The following is a 14,980-nucleotide window of genomic DNA, read 5'->3' as shown; positions in this document are numbered from 1 at the left end:
TCAGCGGTGAAAACTTTAGTAATCGCTGACGGTCGCAGTCCGTTACACTGTCCGAGTGCCGATTGGCTTGTTTAAAGTTGTCGGAACAAGGGTGGAACCACGAGATAATCACTCGTCCCTTCTATAGGGACGGGTGTTTTTTGTTTTCAATCAGATAAGAACCTAGTAAAAAAGGAGATGTTTTATATGTCGTCAATTTCAATCAAGTTCCCTGACGGTTCAGTCAAGGAATTTCCTAAAGGCGTTACTTCTGAACAAGTAGCAGAGAGTATCAGCCCGAGTTTAAAGAAAAAAGCAGTTGCAGGGAAAGTAAACGGACAATTATATGATTTTTCACGTCCTATCGAAGAAGATGCATCGATTGAGATCGTAATGCAGGATTCTAAAGAGGGTCTTGAAATGACAAGACACTCAAATGCTCATTTACTTGCTCAAGCTCTTAAGCGTCTTTACCCAGACGTGAAACTTGGGATTGGACCAGTTATCGATAACGGATTCTATTACGATGTAGACATGTCTCATAACTTAACACCAGAAGATCTGCCTGCGATCGAAAAAGAAATGAAGAAGATCGTAAACGAAAACCTTCCGATCGTACGCAAAGAAGTTAGTCGACAAGAAGCCCTTGAGATTTACGAAAAATTGAACGATCACTTAAAGCTTGAGTTGATCCGAGACCTTCCTGAAGGTGAAAAGATCACGATCTATGAGCAAGGTGAATTCTTTGACCTTTGCCGTGGGCCTCACATTCCTTCGACTGGGAAAATCAAAGCTTATAAATTAATGAGTATCTCTGGTGCATACTGGCGTGGAGACAGCGACAACCAAATGCTTCAACGTATATATGGTTCTGCGTTCTTAAGCCAAAAAGACCTAGATGAGTATCTTCACTTTATTGAGGAAGCTCAAAAACGAGATCACCGTAAACTCGGAAAAGAATTAGAGTTATTTATGTTCTCAGAAGAAGCACCAGGAATGCCTTTCTATCTTCCTAACGGTCAGACAATCCGTACAGAGCTTGAGAACTTCTCTCGCGAACTTCAACGTCAAGTGGATTATGACGAAGTGCGTACTCCGTTTATGATGAATCAGCGTCTATGGGAACAATCGGGTCACTGGGATCATTATCATGAAAACATGTATTTCTCTGAAGTAGATGATACAAAATTTGCGATGAAGCCGATGAACTGCCCAGGCCACATGCTGATCTTTAAGAACAAACTACATTCTTATAGAGATCTTCCGGTACGTATGGCTGAGTTCGGTCAAGTACATCGTCACGAATATAGTGGTGCACTAAACGGTATGATTCGTGTTCGTACGTTCTGCCAAGATGATGCACATATCTTTGTAACGCCACAGCAGATCGAAAGTGAGATCAAGAACGTATTTAAGTTAGTGGATAAAATCTACAGCACGTTTGGATTCGAATATTCGGTAGAACTTTCAACTCGTCCAGAAGATTCTATGGGAGATGATCGTTTATGGGAACAAGCTGAGGGCGCATTGAAAAACGTTCTAGAAGATCTAGGAATGGATTATCACCTGAATGAGGGAGATGGAGCATTCTACGGTCCGAAGATCGACTTCCATATTAAAGATGCTCTTAAGAGAAGTCATCAGTGTGCAACGATTCAGCTGGACTTCCAGATGCCAGAAAAGTTCGATCTAACGTATGTAGATGAGAACAACCAAAAGGTTCGTCCAGTTGTTATTCACCGTGCGATCTATGGTTCGATCGACCGTTTCTTAGGAATTTTGGTTGAGCACTTTGCGGGAGCGTTCCCAACTTGGTTAGCGCCAGTACAAGTGAAACTAATTCCAGTATCAGATGTTCATAATGAATACGCGTATAAGCTCCAAGAAGATTTGAAGCAGCATGCAGTACGTGTTGAGATTGATACAAGAAATGAAAAGATGGGCTACAAGATCCGTGAAGCACAGATGAAGAAGATTCCTTACATGCTTGTTCTAGGTGATAAAGAGATCGAAGACAATGCTGTTAATGTTCGCAAATATGGTGAGCAAAAATCAGAGACTGTTTCTTATGAAGATTTCCGCGATAAGATTTTAGCTCAAATTAACGAGAAGAGATAAGGTTATTGAGAGAGCGGCCAATGTTGAATTGGCCGTCTTTTTTATAGGAAAATGAAAAGTGGACAGTAAAATGCTCAATGTGGACAGTAAATTACTGAAAGTGGACAGTATGTACTCAAAAGTGGACAGTAAATCTAAAAAAGTAGACAGTAATTACTCAAGAGTGGACAGTAAAACTCCAAAACCGAAAAGGCAAATAAAAAAACTCTTGCAATCCTTTCGTAAACGAAGTAAAATTAATTTCGTTGCTGTTATTACATTCGTTGATTGACACGCATATCTCCAATGTGTTATAGTATGTAAGGTTAATAAAATAAGCAAAAGCATCAAACAAGCAGAAGCACCCGCTTCTCACCTGACTCGACGCCAAGAAAGGCTGTTGATGGGTAGATGGATATTCAGGCATGTCAAAGTGTACATAGCCGGTTTACTATGTGTGGGTGATCGTTGCGCCGACGCTTTTTTTATTTGCAGAAATAACAAGTCGAGTGTTTTAAAACGCTCACTGAAAAAATTTGGAGGTGACTTACTATTAGTAAGGACATGTCTGTCAATGAAGGTATTCGTGCTCGTGAGGTTCGCTTAATCGGACCTGATGGAAGCCAGCTTGGCATTAAAACTAGACAGGAAGCTTTAGACCTTGCTGTAAACGCAAATCTTGACCTTGTACTCGTTGCTGCAACTGCTAAACCGCCAGTATGTCGTATCATGGACTACGGTAAGTTTAAATACGAGCAACAACGTAAAGATCGTGAAGCACGAAAAAATCAAAAGGTCATTACGACTAAAGAGATTCGTCTAAGTCCAACAATTGAGGAAAACGATTTTAATACAAAGCTTAAAAATGCCCGTAAGTTCCTTGAAAAAGGTGACAAAGTAAAGGCAAGCATTCGTTTCCGTGGACGTGCAATCACTCATTCTCAAATCGGAAAAACGGTATTGGAGAAGTTAGCGAAAGAATGTGAAGATCTTTCTACGGTTGAAACAAAACCGAAAATGGAAGGTCGTAGCATGTTCCTTATCCTTGCGCCTAAAGCCGAAAAATAATTTTTACCAGGGAGGATAACCATTATGCCTAAAATGAAAACTCATAAAGGTGCTGCGAAGCGCTTTAGAAAAACTGGATCAGGTAAATTAAAGCGTGCTCGCGCTTTTACTAGTCACTTATTTGCTAACAAGTCTACTAAAGCTAAGCGTAAGCTTCGTAAAGCGAAACTTGTTCACAGCGGTGACTACAAGCGTATCCGTACATTGTTAACTTACAAAAAACGTTAATCGTTTATTAATCGATTTAAAAATAGGAGGTTTTTAATATGCCAAGAGTAAAAGGTGGCTATGTAACACGTCGTCGTCGTAAAAAAGTTCTTAAACTAGCTAAAGGCTATTTCGGTTCCAAACATAAATTATTTAAAGTAGCACAACAACAAGTATTCAAATCCCTTATGTACGCTTACCGTGACCGTCGTCAAAAGAAGCGTGACTTCCGTAAGCTTTGGATCACTCGTATCAATGCTGCTGCTCGTACAAACGGTCTTTCTTACAGCCGTTTAATGCACGGTCTTAAACTTGCGGGTATCGACATCAACCGTAAGATGCTTTCTGAAATTGCTATCACAGACGAAAAAGCTTTCACTGAATTAGCTTCAAAAGCTAAAGACAGCCTAAAAGCTTAAGTAGAAAAAAAGAAAAGATCATTTCCTCATTTGATGGAGATGATCTTTTTTCATTCTGAAGGGAAACAACAAGGTGTTAATCATTTATCTAATCATTTTAAACGTAGCCGCTTATTATGTTATGAAAAGAGACAAGTTATCTGCTAAAAAGGGCGAATGGCGTACACCTGAAGCGAGGCTTTGGCTGATCGCTATTATTGGTGGAGCACCGGGTATGTGGCTAGCTATGAAAAAGTTACGTCATAAGACTAAGCATCCTTCATTTCGTTACGGGCTGCCTCTTTTAAGTATGTTTATAACGGTTTTAGCAGGCTGGTTTATATAAAAACTATTCTTGTTGAAGATATCGTTTGTCTTTTAAGAACAACCTCCAGAAAATATAGAAACCTGGTGCCAAGATGGCAAGACCTACGATATACATAATCATTAAAGAATAAAATGTTTCTGGTGCAGTAAACGCCTCATAGATTGTTAAATCAGGATATACGATGTAAGGCAGATGAGCTAATCCATAACCTACGCTTGCAAGACCATATTGTAAAACAGTTGCTAATAGTGTAAGACGCGGCCGTCCAATTCCTGGGCGGTTTTGTTTTGGCCACCATAGAGAAAAGTATGCAATAAGAAAGGCGACCAATGAAAGAATAAACCAAATTTTTTGATCCATTAGATTATCGATGAGCCAGCGCGATTCTGGTGTTATGAATAGTAATGTGAATAGCGCAGCGAGTAGCGTCAGTGGTCCTAACAGAATCGCATTGCTTCGATATAACCTATATGCATCCTCTTTTTTAGAGACTCTTGCGTAATCCGCTAAAAACAGCGACGAAAGATACAACTCAGATGTAAGGCCGAATAGCACGTACAAATAGAGTGTTGGACTTGTGAGCAGCTTTGAGAGCAATAAGCTCTGTGTATCTCCATCAACCGCGATAAATCCACCTTGTGAGATAGGAAGCACGGCAATCAACAGGGATGGAATAAGTAGGCCAGAGATGCCTGAGATGATAAACATCGTTCTGCGATATCCTTGAACTGAATACGAGAACACCATGAATGCACTTCGGATAGCAAGTAAGAAGAGAATTAAAGAAACTGGAACGAGCATGACCGTTCCGAGAGTGTATGCACCTTTTGGAAAGAAACCAACGAACGCAACCACTAAAAGTACTAAGAACGTGTTTGTAATTTCCCAAGTGGGAGACAAGAAACGATTCGCGATTCTTCCAGCCATCGTCTTATGATTGTTATAGATCATCGCCCAAAATCCAGAACCAAAATCGATCGAACCGAAAATACTATAGATAAAGATAAAGGTCCACATCATCAGAATCGCTAAAACTTCTTCGCTCATCCTTCATTCCTCCTTTCTAACTCTGAAGTTTTTCCATATCTTTTGAAACAGGGTTTCGTTTGAAATAAGCTGTTAAAATCAAAACGGTTAACACGCTGAGTAGCGCATATAAGCCTAAAAATAACAGGAAGAGCACGCCAAGATCTTCATTCTTAGTTGCAGCCTCGGCCGTCGTCTGAACGCGATAGATGGTCCATGGTTGTCTTCCGCTACAGCTAAATACCCAGCCGAACTCAATGCCGAGCATAGAAAGTGGTCCGGATAAAACAAGAGACCATAACAGCCACTTTGGAAACTGTTTTCCTTTTCTTTTTACGAAGAACCACCAGTATGCTAAAGCAACTGCTGCAAGTCCTAATAAAAGTGTTCCAATCCCTACCATTAAGTTAAAGAGTGTGTGTACATAAAAAGGTGGCCATGTTTCTCGAGGAAACTCGTACAGTCCTTTTACTTCAGTATCGAACTTTCCAGCAGCAAGCCAGCTAAGTGCCCAAGGGATTTCGATTCCGTATTTCACTTCCTCGGTCTTTGGATCTGTATAACCTCCTATAGCAAGTGGTGCATACCTTTGAGTCTCAAACAGCCCTTCTGCAGCTGCTAGTTTTTCAGGAGAATGCTGGTGCAGAATCTGGGCGGAATGATGCCCAGAAACCGCAGAGACAAAGCTCATCAAAAGAGCGACGGTAAGAGACATGAACAACCCTTTTAAATGATAAGCTCGTTCGCGTTCAGGTCGCTTCTTTAAAAGTTTAAACGCTGCTACAGAAGCAACGGCAAAAGCGCCGGTCATATAAGCGGTTATGGCAACGTGAAAGGAAGAGGATAGAAAGCTAGGATTGAAGAAAGCATCCCAAGGGGAGACATCATAGATCGTCCCATCTGGTTTGATCTTAAATCCATCCGGTGTATTCATCCACGTATTAACGGCTGAAATTAAGATGGCGGACGCAACAGCACCAAGTGCTACAAAGAATACAGAGATCAAACGGAAATATCTCGGTAACCTGTCAGCCGCATACACGTAAATAGACATGAACAAGGCTTCTAAAAAGAAAGCGAAAATCTCAATCTGAAAGGGAAGGGAGATAACCTTTCCTACGATTTCCATAAATCCTGGCCACAATAAAGATAATTGTACGCCGACGATCGTCCCTGATGGGATAGCCACCCCTAACAAAACAGCAAACGCCTTTGTCCAGCGCTTAGCCATGATGGCATAATCATTGTCACCTTTCACTTGATGTATGATTTCGGCGATAACGATCATCAAAGGAAGACCCACACCAAGTGTTGCAAATATTATATGAAAACCTAGTGATGTACCAAAGAACGCTCTCGCAAGTACAACTGTATCCATGATCGGACTCCTCCTAAGAAACTAAGAACTATGTAAGCAAACAATCTATATTTAAGGTGTCAAAAAGAAGTAGTGTTTATGCATACGAACATTCTGTCATACAGAGCTCGTCTTCTGTCATATGCTGACTTAAGGGGGGATGAGTGCGTGTTAGACAATAGTGGTGTGTTCATCGAGGTGCTCAAGTTTAGTGGAATCTTTGCCCCTTTATTGTTCATTCTTCTTCAAGCGTTTCGACAGTTCTTTTTTCTTCCGGTGGGCTTGATCTGTCTTACAGGAGGCATCTTGTTTGGAGCAGTTGCAGGCGCGTTCTATTCAGTCATCGGAATCACGCTCTCGAGTGTTCTTTTCTACTGGGGAATGAAAAGTATGCCGAAACTGATGAAAAAAGTAAAAAAGCTGCAAAAAAAGTGGATTGGAAAACGTATGCCGTTTTCGGTAGGTCAGATTGCCATTTTAAAAATGATTCCCTTCATGCATTTTCATCTGCTGAGTCTATGCTTGATCGAGATTTCATCAAATTTTAAAGAGTATACAAAGGCTAGTATCATATCAAACGTTCCGATCGCTATTTTTTATTCTTCGTTCGGTTCGGTGTTGCTGTCTCTATCGCTCGTTACTTCTGCAGCTATTATTATTGTCTTGTCTGTATTGTTTTACTTATTGAGAAGAAAAGAATGGGTGATCAAATGGAGTGAGTTCTTTGAGGAAGAGAAAGAAGAGCAGCAAAAACAGCGCATGCCTGCATAAGGTGTGCTTTTTTTATGTTAGGTACAGAACTAAGCCGCATAGAAGATGTTAATTCTTTAAATTTGATAGATAATCCGGCGAGTTTTTGCAATATAGCGGCGAGTTTGCAATTTGCGACATAATTTTACTTGGTTTTCATTATAAAAATTCATCCTCGAATGTAGGACTAGAAAACGTTATAATAGCTTAGGTATGAAAGGCAGGGATGGACATGAAAATTAAAGAACTCTTTTCTATGCAGAGCGAATTGAACATGCGCATTGTAAAAGAACATAATCTTGATAACTCATCATTATTTGAACAGAGAAGATTAGCATTTCTTGTTGAGCTTGGGGAGCTGGCCAATGAGACAAGATGCTTTAAATATTGGAGTAAACGTCCAGCGTCTGAAAAAGAAGTAATCTTAGAAGAATATGTAGACGGGCTACATTTTGTCTTATCGATTGGTTTAGATTTGGGATTTAATGAGGTTAAGATGACAGATGAGGTTGATCTTAGCGAGAAAATGGACAAGATAGATATAAATTCTTTATTTCTAACTCTTTATCAAAACGGTTCTAGATCCTTATCAAACGATGAGTTTCAAACGTTTTTTGACGAATTTTTAGGACTTGGTGTAAAACTAGGCTTTACTTTTGAAGAGATCGAAGCTGCTTATTTTGAAAAGAATGCAGTGAATCATAAACGTCAAGATACGGGCTATTAATAGGATAACAACCTTATGCTCTAACGAAAAAAAAACCCGGAAACCCGGGTTTTACTTCAAGCCGTCTGAAAGTGTGTTTAAGATTTCTTCCTTCTTTTGCTGATCTGAGTTTTTCCAGATCACTTCGAAAAGAACGCCAAGACCAGGAAGCATTTTTTCTTCTCCACTTTCGATAGCATCTACGATCGTATCTTGTAACTGCTCTTTATTGTTGCCAGTAACGTTATGCAATACAGCTTTTCTTAAGTCTAGATTCATGGATATGCACCTCTATTAATTTTTTCTTTTTTTATTGTGTACGTTTTGAGTATGTTTTATGAGAAAAAAGTAAAATATTTATGATTTAAAGGAGAACAATTGAATATGAAGCACATTGAATCAGAGTCCAACACTTCCTTGAAGCAATGGAAAAAACTTCATACAAAAAAAGAACGAGAAAAATCTGGGACATTCTTACTTGAAGGTCCTCATCTTATAGAAGAAGCAATCACGTCTGGAGCAAAACTTCAACATGTGATCGTTGAGGAAAATTTTGAGATCAATGAAGCGTGGTTAAAGGAAGAATTTACGCTTTGGTCTGTTCCGGCTAAATTGATGAAACAGCTGTCTGAAACTGAGAAACCACAAGGTATCATTGCTGTTTGCGAGATGATGGATCAATCTGAAGAACTTATCAAAAAAGGTGGACGTTATCTCCTAATCGATGGCGTTCAAGACCCAGGAAATCTTGGTACGATCATTCGAACAGCTGATAGTGCTGGCCTTGATGGCGTATTTTTAGGTGAGGGTACAGCGGATCTTTACAATGGTAAAACCGTTCGATCAACGCAAGGATCTTTATTTCATCTGCCGATTGTTAAAGCGAACTTGTTAGACATTATTGAGCGCTGTAAGGAGCATGATCTGCCAGTATTATCTACTTCACTTCAAAATTCTGTGGATATGCGAGAAACGCCTGAAGTAGATGGATTTGCTTTGATCATGGGCAATGAAGGCGCTGGTGTGCAGGAGATTCTTCAACAACAATCAACGTTGAATGTGAAAATTCCGATCTTCGGAAATGCGGAGTCCCTAAACGTTTCTGTAGCAACGGGTATCCTTTTGTATGAATTACAGCGAAATCGAACGTAATTTATGACATAGCGTTGCAATTAATGAATTTTTTCATATATAATAAAAAAGATGAATGGAATAGTATTAAAAACGAAGATGGAGAAGAGTAGGTAATGATTCCGCCAAAAAGGGAGGAAATGTCTTGGACTGTGAGCATTTCTTTGGTAGGTATTATTGAATTCACTCCTGAGTTGTCACCTGAACTGATTAGTAGGGCTGACCGGTGAAAAGCCGTTATTAAAATGAAGTGAACAGTGTATTTTTCATTGTTAAATTGGGTGGTACCGCGAACTCCTCGTCCCTTATTGGATGAGGAGTTTTTTATATTTTTAAGGAGGGGTTGCACGGTGAAAGACCGTTTAGAAGCTCTAAAAGTTGAAGCGATCGGCCAGATTAAAGAAGCTCATGATCTAAAAGATCTGCAAGCTGTTAAGGTAGCTTATTTAGGAAAGAAAGGACCCATTACTGAAGTATTAAAAGGGATGGGGAAACTGTCTGCTGAAGAAAGACCTGTAATTGGTGCTTATGCAAACGAAGTTCGTGACAGCATCCAACAAGAACTAGATAAAAAACAAAGTGAGCTTGAGAATGCAGCGATCGCAGAAAAACTATCCAAAGAAACGATCGATGTTTCATTACCAGGAAGACCTGTAAAGAAAGGAAATCCGCATCCGCTAACAGCTGTTGTTACCGAGATTGAAGATCTTTTCTTGAGCATGGGCTTCACGATCGCTGAAGGACCAGAAGTAGAAACAGACTATTACAATTTCGAAGCGCTAAACTTGCCGAAGGGACACCCTGCTCGAGATATGCAGGACTCATTCTTCATTACAGAAGATATCCTTCTTCGTACACAAACATCACCTGTTCAAGCACGTACGATGGAAAAGCATGAAGGAGAAGGACCTGTGAAGATCATTTCTCCAGGTAAGGTTTACCGAAGAGATAACGATGATGCAACACACTCTCATCAGTTCATGCAGATCGAAGGACTAGTTGTGGACCAAAACGTTCGTTTAAGTGACTTAAAAGGTGTGCTTGAAACGTTCGCTAAAAAAATGTTCGGTGAAGATCGTAAAATTCGTCTTCGACCAAGTTTCTTCCCTTTTACAGAACCATCTGTCGAAATGGATATCTCTTGCTTTAAGTGTAGCGGAAAAGGCTGTTCGATCTGTAAGCAAACAGGTTGGATCGAGATCTTAGGAGCAGGTATGGTTCATCCGAACGTACTTGAGATGGCTGGATTCGATTCAAAGAAATACACAGGTTTTGCATTTGGTATGGGGCCAGAGCGTATCGCGATGCTCAAATATGGAATTGATGATATTCGTCATTTCTATGCGAACGATATCCGGTTTTTAAAACAATTCAAAAATGCATAACTTGAGGAGGGGAATTATATGCTAATCTCTTATAACTGGCTAAAAGAATATGTAAACGTAGAAATCTCACCATCTGAACTCGCAGATAAGATTACAAAAAGCGGCATTGAAGTCGAGATGGTCGAGTCACTAAATAAAGGAATCAGTGGAGTAGTTGTTGGATATGTGGAAGAATGCATCCAGCATCCTAACGCTGACAAGCTTAGAGTTTGTAAAGTAGATGTAGGTCAAGGTGAAGTCTCACAGATCGTGTGCGGTGCACCAAACGTAGCTCAGGGCCAAAAAGTGGCTGTTGCTGTACCTGGAGCGGTTCTTCCAGGTAACTTTAAAATAAAAAAAGCAAAACTTCGCGGTGAAGAATCTCACGGAATGATTTGTTCGCTTACAGAGTTAGGTGTAGATACAAAATTAGTTCCAAAAGAATATGCAACAGGAATCTTTGTGATGCCAAGTGATGCAGAGCCTGGAAGTGATGCTTTAGAATACTTAAATCTGAATGACCATGTATTAGAACTTGGACTTACACCAAACCGAGCTGATTGTCTGAACGTGATCGGTGTAGCGAATGAAGTAGCTGCGATTTTAGAACAAGAAGTAAGACTTCCAAACACATCGATCAAAACAACACAAGAAAAAGCAGAAGATCTTATCTCGGTTCAGATCGAATCGCTTGAAGATAATCCCTATTACGGAGCGATGGTCATCCGTGATGTTAAAATTGGTCCTTCTCCGCTTTGGATGCAGAATCGCCTGATGGCTTCGGGTATTCGTCCGATCAATAACATCGTTGATATCACAAACTATGTGCTTCTTGAGTACGGTCAGCCCTTACATGCCTTTGACTATAACCGCTTAGGTTCAAAAGAGATCGTGATCCGTCGTGCAACAGAAGGTGAACACATTCAAACGCTTGACGATCAAGATCGTAAGCTTAAAGAAACTCACTTAGTGATCACAAACGGAAAAGATCCGATTGCAGTAGCTGGTGTTATGGGTGGAGCTACGAGTGAAGTCCAATCTGACACAACAAACGTACTATTAGAGGCAGCGTATTTTACTTCAGGTCGTGTAAGAGCAGCTTCAAAAGATCTAGGCTTACGCAGTGAAGCAAGTTCGAGATACGAAAAAGGCATAGACCGTAACCGTGTTTATGCAGCAGCAATGAGAGCGGCTAGCCTTATGGCCGAGCTTGCTGGAGGCAAAGTTGCTGAAGGAATCGTTGAGGCTGGTAAGCGAGAAGTCAACACATACAGCGTCAAGATGGATGTATCTAGAATGAATAATCTTTTAGGAACAGAGATCACATCTGAACAAACTGCATCTATCTTTAAGCGTTTAGGTTTTGGTTATAAAGAGTCTGACGGACAGTTCGAAGTAAACGTTCCTTCACGCAGACCGGACATAACGATCGAAGCAGATTTGATTGAAGAAGTAGGACGTATCTATGGATATGACCGTATCCCAACTACGTACCTTTTATCAGAAGCGCGTCCCGGTGGTCTAACGATGAATCAGGCACAACGCCGTAATATCAGAACGTATCTAGAAGGAGCTGGACTATATCAAGCTGTAACATACGCATTGACTACTCCTGCAAAGTCTACTCATTTTTCATTTAGCGATGAGAAGGTATATCCGATCTCAGTTGCACATCCGATGAGTGAAGAACGCAGTACGTTAAGAATGAGTTTGTTGCCGCAGCTTCTAGAAGTGCTTCAATACAATAGAAATCGTTCGATGGAAGACCTTGCTATCTATGAGATGGGCTCAGTCTTCATCAATCGACAGGAGGTATTGACGGACCTTCCAGAAGAGTATGTGTTCGTTTCAGGAGCTGTTACAGGTGTATTTAACGAGCATCTTTGGCAAGGGGAAAGAAAGACTGTTGATTTTTATGTGTTAAAAGGGATTCTTGAAGGTCTCATGGGTGAACTGAACCTTTCTGAACGCATCACATATGAAGCTGGAGAAATTGAGAACATGCATCCAGGAAGAACAGCGATCGTGAAACTTGATGGAATTTCTGTAGGATTTGTTGGTCAGCTTCACCCGGCTCTTCAAAAAGAGTTGGATGTAAAAGATACGTATGTGTTCGAGTTGAACGCAACTAGTCTTTTAGAGAAGGAAACGGATCAGATGGTCTATCAAACATTGCCTCGTTATCCTTCGATTACACGAGATATTGCTCTTGTTGTTGATCAAGAACTTCCAGCAGGAGACCTAACAACTGTGATTCAAGCTGCAGGTGGAGAGCTGTTAAAAGAAGTAAATCTTTTTGATCTGTATGAAGGAGAAAAGATGGAAGAAGGCAAGAAATCACTCGCCTTCTCACTGAAATATTTTGATCCAGAACGAACGTTAACAGATGAAGAAGTTGTAACGGCGCATAACCGCGTATTAAAGAGCTTAGAAGAGCGCTTTGGCGCACAGCTAAGAAAATAATTTACACAAAAACCGGTTCATCCATGGATGAACCGGTTTTTTATAATCTGTTTTCTAAAAAATTGTTGCTTTTAAAACTTTTTTATTTACTTCTTTGACACTTGATTGGAGTGGAAAGCGAGCAACCTGGAACGGAAATCAACACTTCCAAAAGCAACAAAGTTTACGAAAACAGCCTATTAATATCAGCTACTCCTACTAACTTCGTTTTTTGCTTAACAGCTTCAAGGCTTTTTGCGTATTTGCAAAATGCTTCTTTGTTGCTGTATCAAATACAGTTTCTCCATATTTTTCAACGAGCTCAGCTGCCTTCACATCAACGTGGGGGCCTGCACCTTTTGGAATAACGGTATTGAAGCGGTGCCCTAACTTATCCATTTCTTTTAAGAAGCTATATCTCGCCAAGATGGAAGCAGCAGCAACAGCTAGGTGGATCGATTCACCTTTTGTAGCAAAATAAAGCCCTTCTTTTAAAAGGTTCTTCTCTCTTGTTAAGTAGTTAAAGTAAACACCAGGTTCACAGAACTGGTCGACTAATATACCTTCGATCTCTTCACCTTCAATTTTTGCTTTTACATTTTGCAGAGCTCGGTTATGAAGGATCGCCTTAATCTTACCTTGCGTCATACCTTTTTGCTGAAGTTCATTATACTTCTCATTATTCAGTACAAGAAGTGAGTATGGAACGGTATGGATTAATTCTTTTGCGATTTGAATGATCTGTTTGTCATTTAAGTGCTTGGAATCTTTCACTCCTAGTTCTTTTACAAGTTCTAGATTTCCCCTAGAAACGTATGCCGCAGCAACAGTCATCGGTCCAAAATAATCTCCTGTTCCAACTTCGTCACTTCCGATCATCGATAATTCTGCAGCGTTCTGTGGTGGGGCATACTGATGAGGCGGTTTCACCGTCTTGCTTTTCGCTTTTGGGACGGAAACTTCACCTGAGTATTTTTGAGAAGCAGCTTCAGCTCCCTTACCTTGGAAAAGGACTTTTCCCGACTGGTATGCTGTAACGGTGCAATCTGAGAGCTTGGCTGAAAAAACTGCGCCAGGTGGGGTTTTAGCTGATAGAACGGAAGTGAGTTCTTTTTTCATTTCAAGTATTTCTGCATTTGTCATTTTTTTAACAACGTGAGACATGATATTAATCCTCCTAAAAATGAAGAGATTTCCAAATATATCAAAAAAACGCTACAATAGAACAGAAATATTTTCAACTATGAACGATATTTGATAAGATAAAGATTAGAGTATTCATTAAATGAATGATCCTTTGTATGTTAAGGAGGTTATTTTGTGGCGGAAGAGAAAAAGAAAAACCGTACGACGGTCGAAATCTATGGACAACGATATGTAATTGCAGGGACCGAATCCTCCAGCCACATTCATTTAGTAGCTGATAAAGTAGACTTGAAAATGAGAGAGATTCAATCTCATAACCGGTTTCTCGACACGAAACAACTAGCTGTACTTACAGCAGTAAATACAATGAACGAATATTTAAAGATTAAAGAAGAGCTGAAAAAATTGCAACAGCGAATTGGAAAAGAGGAAAGTTAGTATGTTGGATTTAATTTTAATTATCGTATTAGCAGGTGGATTTTTAATTGGGTTAAAAAGAGGCTTCATCATGCAGCTGGTTCATTTGATCGGATTCATAGCAGCCTATATCGTTGCTTATCTGTATTACGATGAACTTGCGCCAAAGTTAGAGTTGTGGATTCCGTATCCTTCTTCAAATGATAGTTCTGTATCCTTTTTAACGAACAGCATATCACTTGAACAAGCTTATTATAATGCGATAGCCTTTGCTATCTTGTTCTTCGCTACGAAGATCATCCTACAGATTCTTGGGTCTATGCTTGATTTTCTTGCAAACTTACCGATCCTTCATACGTTCAACAGATGGCTCGGTGGTTTATTAGGTTTTGTAGAAGTCTATTTAATCGTGTTTATTCTATTGTATATCGCAACATTAGTTCCGATTGAAGCCTTTCAAGCTCATTATGAAAATTCATGGATCGCACAGGGAATGGTCAAAAACACCCCCGTATTTTCTGAGTCAGTAAAGGAAATGTGGATGAAACATATGGCATAACTTCT

16 protein-coding genes and 2 other annotated features (1 of these 18 cut by a window edge) are annotated in these 14,980 nt (G+C 40.0%); of the genes, 12 read left to right on the top strand and 4 right to left on the bottom strand.

Annotation, left to right across the window (positions count from 1 at the left end):
- Positions 1–123 (top strand) — a binding site (T-box leader); it begins 106 nt to the left of the window's first position.
- A 63-nt stretch (positions 124–186) separates the two neighbouring features.
- The 5 genes from thrS (at position 187) to H9648_RS00805 (ending at position 4,095) form a co-directional block, all read left to right on the top strand.
- Entirely contained in the window at positions 187–2,097 is a 1,911-nt protein-coding gene (gene thrS, locus H9648_RS00825; RefSeq protein ID WP_191751912.1) for a threonine--tRNA ligase, read from the top strand.
- Between the two features lie 543 nt (positions 2,098–2,640).
- On the top strand, positions 2,641–3,144 hold the full coding sequence (infC, locus tag H9648_RS00820; RefSeq protein ID WP_191751911.1) for a translation initiation factor IF-3: 504 nt from the start codon (positions 2,641–2,643) through the stop codon (positions 3,142–3,144).
- Positions 3,145–3,168: 24 nt separating this feature from the next.
- Positions 3,169–3,372, top strand: a complete 204-nt coding sequence (rpmI, locus tag H9648_RS00815; protein WP_188401633.1) for a 50S ribosomal protein L35 — start codon at positions 3,169–3,171, stop codon at positions 3,370–3,372.
- Between the two features lie 38 nt (positions 3,373–3,410).
- Complete coding sequence (gene rplT / locus H9648_RS00810) at positions 3,411–3,770, top strand: 50S ribosomal protein L20 (protein ID WP_191751910.1); 360 nt, start codon at positions 3,411–3,413, stop codon at positions 3,768–3,770.
- Between the two features lie 73 nt (positions 3,771–3,843).
- Positions 3,844–4,095 carry a DUF1294 domain-containing protein gene (locus tag H9648_RS00805; RefSeq protein ID WP_269148762.1) on the top strand — a complete coding sequence of 84 codons (252 nt, stop codon included), beginning with the start codon at positions 3,844–3,846 and terminating at the stop codon, positions 4,093–4,095.
- Between the two features lie 3 nt (positions 4,096–4,098).
- On the opposite strand, the gene H9648_RS00800 is transcribed toward H9648_RS00805, so the two are convergent.
- Positions 4,099–5,124: a cytochrome d ubiquinol oxidase subunit II gene (locus tag H9648_RS00800; RefSeq protein WP_191751909.1), complete on the bottom strand. Its 1,026-nt coding sequence runs from the start codon at positions 5,122–5,124 to the stop codon at positions 4,099–4,101.
- Between the two features lie 16 nt (positions 5,125–5,140).
- Positions 5,141–6,481, bottom strand: a complete 1,341-nt coding sequence (locus H9648_RS00795) for a cytochrome ubiquinol oxidase subunit I (protein WP_191751908.1) — start codon at positions 6,479–6,481, stop codon at positions 5,141–5,143.
- Positions 6,482–6,628: 147 nt separating this feature from the next.
- Between H9648_RS00795 and H9648_RS00790 the strand changes: the two genes are divergently transcribed.
- Entirely contained in the window at positions 6,629–7,231 is a 603-nt protein-coding gene (locus H9648_RS00790) for a TVP38/TMEM64 family protein (protein ID WP_318243469.1), read from the top strand.
- A gap of 211 nt (positions 7,232–7,442) precedes the next feature.
- The gene (locus H9648_RS00785; RefSeq protein ID WP_191751906.1) at positions 7,443–7,937 is read left to right on the top strand and encodes a dUTP diphosphatase; all 495 of its coding nucleotides are present in this window, start codon (positions 7,443–7,445) and stop codon (positions 7,935–7,937) included.
- A gap of 51 nt (positions 7,938–7,988) precedes the next feature.
- Here the strand turns inward: H9648_RS00785 and sspI are convergent, their stop codons facing one another.
- The gene (gene sspI / locus H9648_RS00780; RefSeq protein WP_066396708.1) at positions 7,989–8,195 is read right to left on the bottom strand and encodes a small acid-soluble spore protein SspI; all 207 of its coding nucleotides are present in this window, start codon (positions 8,193–8,195) and stop codon (positions 7,989–7,991) included.
- A gap of 105 nt (positions 8,196–8,300) precedes the next feature.
- Here sspI and H9648_RS00775 point away from each other — a divergent pair, with 105 nt between their 5' ends.
- The 3 genes from H9648_RS00775 to pheT all read left to right on the top strand — a co-directional run bounded on the left by H9648_RS00775 (position 8,301) and on the right by pheT (position 12,874).
- Positions 8,301–9,068, top strand: coding sequence for a TrmH family RNA methyltransferase (locus H9648_RS00775; RefSeq protein ID WP_191751905.1), 768 nt, complete (start codon positions 8,301–8,303; stop codon positions 9,066–9,068).
- A 66-nt stretch (positions 9,069–9,134) separates the two neighbouring features.
- Positions 9,135–9,356 (top strand) — a binding site (T-box leader).
- 41 nt (positions 9,357–9,397) lie between these two features.
- Positions 9,398–10,432 carry a phenylalanine--tRNA ligase subunit alpha gene (gene pheS, locus H9648_RS00770; protein WP_191751904.1) on the top strand — a complete coding sequence of 345 codons (1,035 nt, stop codon included), beginning with the start codon at positions 9,398–9,400 and terminating at the stop codon, positions 10,430–10,432.
- A gap of 18 nt (positions 10,433–10,450) precedes the next feature.
- Positions 10,451–12,874 (top strand): phenylalanine--tRNA ligase subunit beta, encoded by a 2,424-nt coding sequence (gene pheT, locus H9648_RS00765; protein ID WP_191751903.1) that lies wholly within the window; start codon positions 10,451–10,453, stop codon positions 12,872–12,874.
- Between the two features lie 198 nt (positions 12,875–13,072).
- Here pheT and rnhC read toward each other — a convergent pair whose 3' ends face one another.
- Positions 13,073–14,017 carry a ribonuclease HIII gene (gene rnhC / locus H9648_RS00760; RefSeq protein WP_191751902.1) on the bottom strand — a complete coding sequence of 315 codons (945 nt, stop codon included), beginning with the start codon at positions 14,015–14,017 and terminating at the stop codon, positions 13,073–13,075.
- Between the two features lie 156 nt (positions 14,018–14,173).
- Here rnhC and zapA point away from each other — a divergent pair, with 156 nt between their 5' ends.
- Together zapA and H9648_RS00750 are read left to right on the top strand one after the other, a co-directional pair.
- Complete coding sequence (gene zapA, locus H9648_RS00755) at positions 14,174–14,437, top strand: cell division protein ZapA (RefSeq protein ID WP_144698705.1); 264 nt, start codon at positions 14,174–14,176, stop codon at positions 14,435–14,437.
- 1 nt (position 14,438) lies between these two features.
- A complete protein-coding gene (locus tag H9648_RS00750) occupies positions 14,439–14,975 on the top strand; it encodes a CvpA family protein (RefSeq protein ID WP_191751901.1) in 537 nt (178 codons plus the stop codon).
- Positions 14,976–14,980: the final 5 nt, after the last annotated feature.

Source organism: Fictibacillus norfolkensis, from assembly GCF_014836645.1.
GTDB lineage: Bacteria > Bacillota > Bacilli > Bacillales > Fictibacillaceae > Fictibacillus > Fictibacillus norfolkensis.
This window is presented reverse-complemented; position numbering and strand designations above follow the sequence as displayed.

Coding starts and splice junctions, on each gene's coding strand:
- H9648_RS00800 (WP_191751909.1), bottom strand. CDS start 5,124: ATGAGCGAAGAAGTTTTAGCGATTCTGATGATGTGGACCTTTATCTTT.
- H9648_RS00750 (WP_191751901.1), top strand. CDS start 14,439: ATGTTGGATTTAATTTTAATTATCGTATTAGCAGGTGGATTTTTAATT.
- pheT (WP_191751903.1), top strand. CDS start 10,451: ATGCTAATCTCTTATAACTGGCTAAAAGAATATGTAAACGTAGAAATC.
- rnhC (WP_191751902.1), bottom strand. CDS start 14,017: ATGTCTCACGTTGTTAAAAAAATGACAAATGCAGAAATACTTGAAATG.
- H9648_RS00775 (WP_191751905.1), top strand. CDS start 8,301: ATGAAGCACATTGAATCAGAGTCCAACACTTCCTTGAAGCAATGGAAA.
- H9648_RS00785 (WP_191751906.1), top strand. CDS start 7,443: ATGAAAATTAAAGAACTCTTTTCTATGCAGAGCGAATTGAACATGCGC.
- rplT (WP_191751910.1), top strand. CDS start 3,411: ATGCCAAGAGTAAAAGGTGGCTATGTAACACGTCGTCGTCGTAAAAAA.
- thrS (WP_191751912.1), top strand. CDS start 187: ATGTCGTCAATTTCAATCAAGTTCCCTGACGGTTCAGTCAAGGAATTT.
- infC (WP_191751911.1), top strand. CDS start 2,641: ATGTCTGTCAATGAAGGTATTCGTGCTCGTGAGGTTCGCTTAATCGGA.
- rpmI (WP_188401633.1), top strand. CDS start 3,169: ATGCCTAAAATGAAAACTCATAAAGGTGCTGCGAAGCGCTTTAGAAAA.
- sspI (WP_066396708.1), bottom strand. CDS start 8,195: ATGAATCTAGACTTAAGAAAAGCTGTATTGCATAACGTTACTGGCAAC.
- H9648_RS00795 (WP_191751908.1), bottom strand. CDS start 6,481: ATGGATACAGTTGTACTTGCGAGAGCGTTCTTTGGTACATCACTAGGT.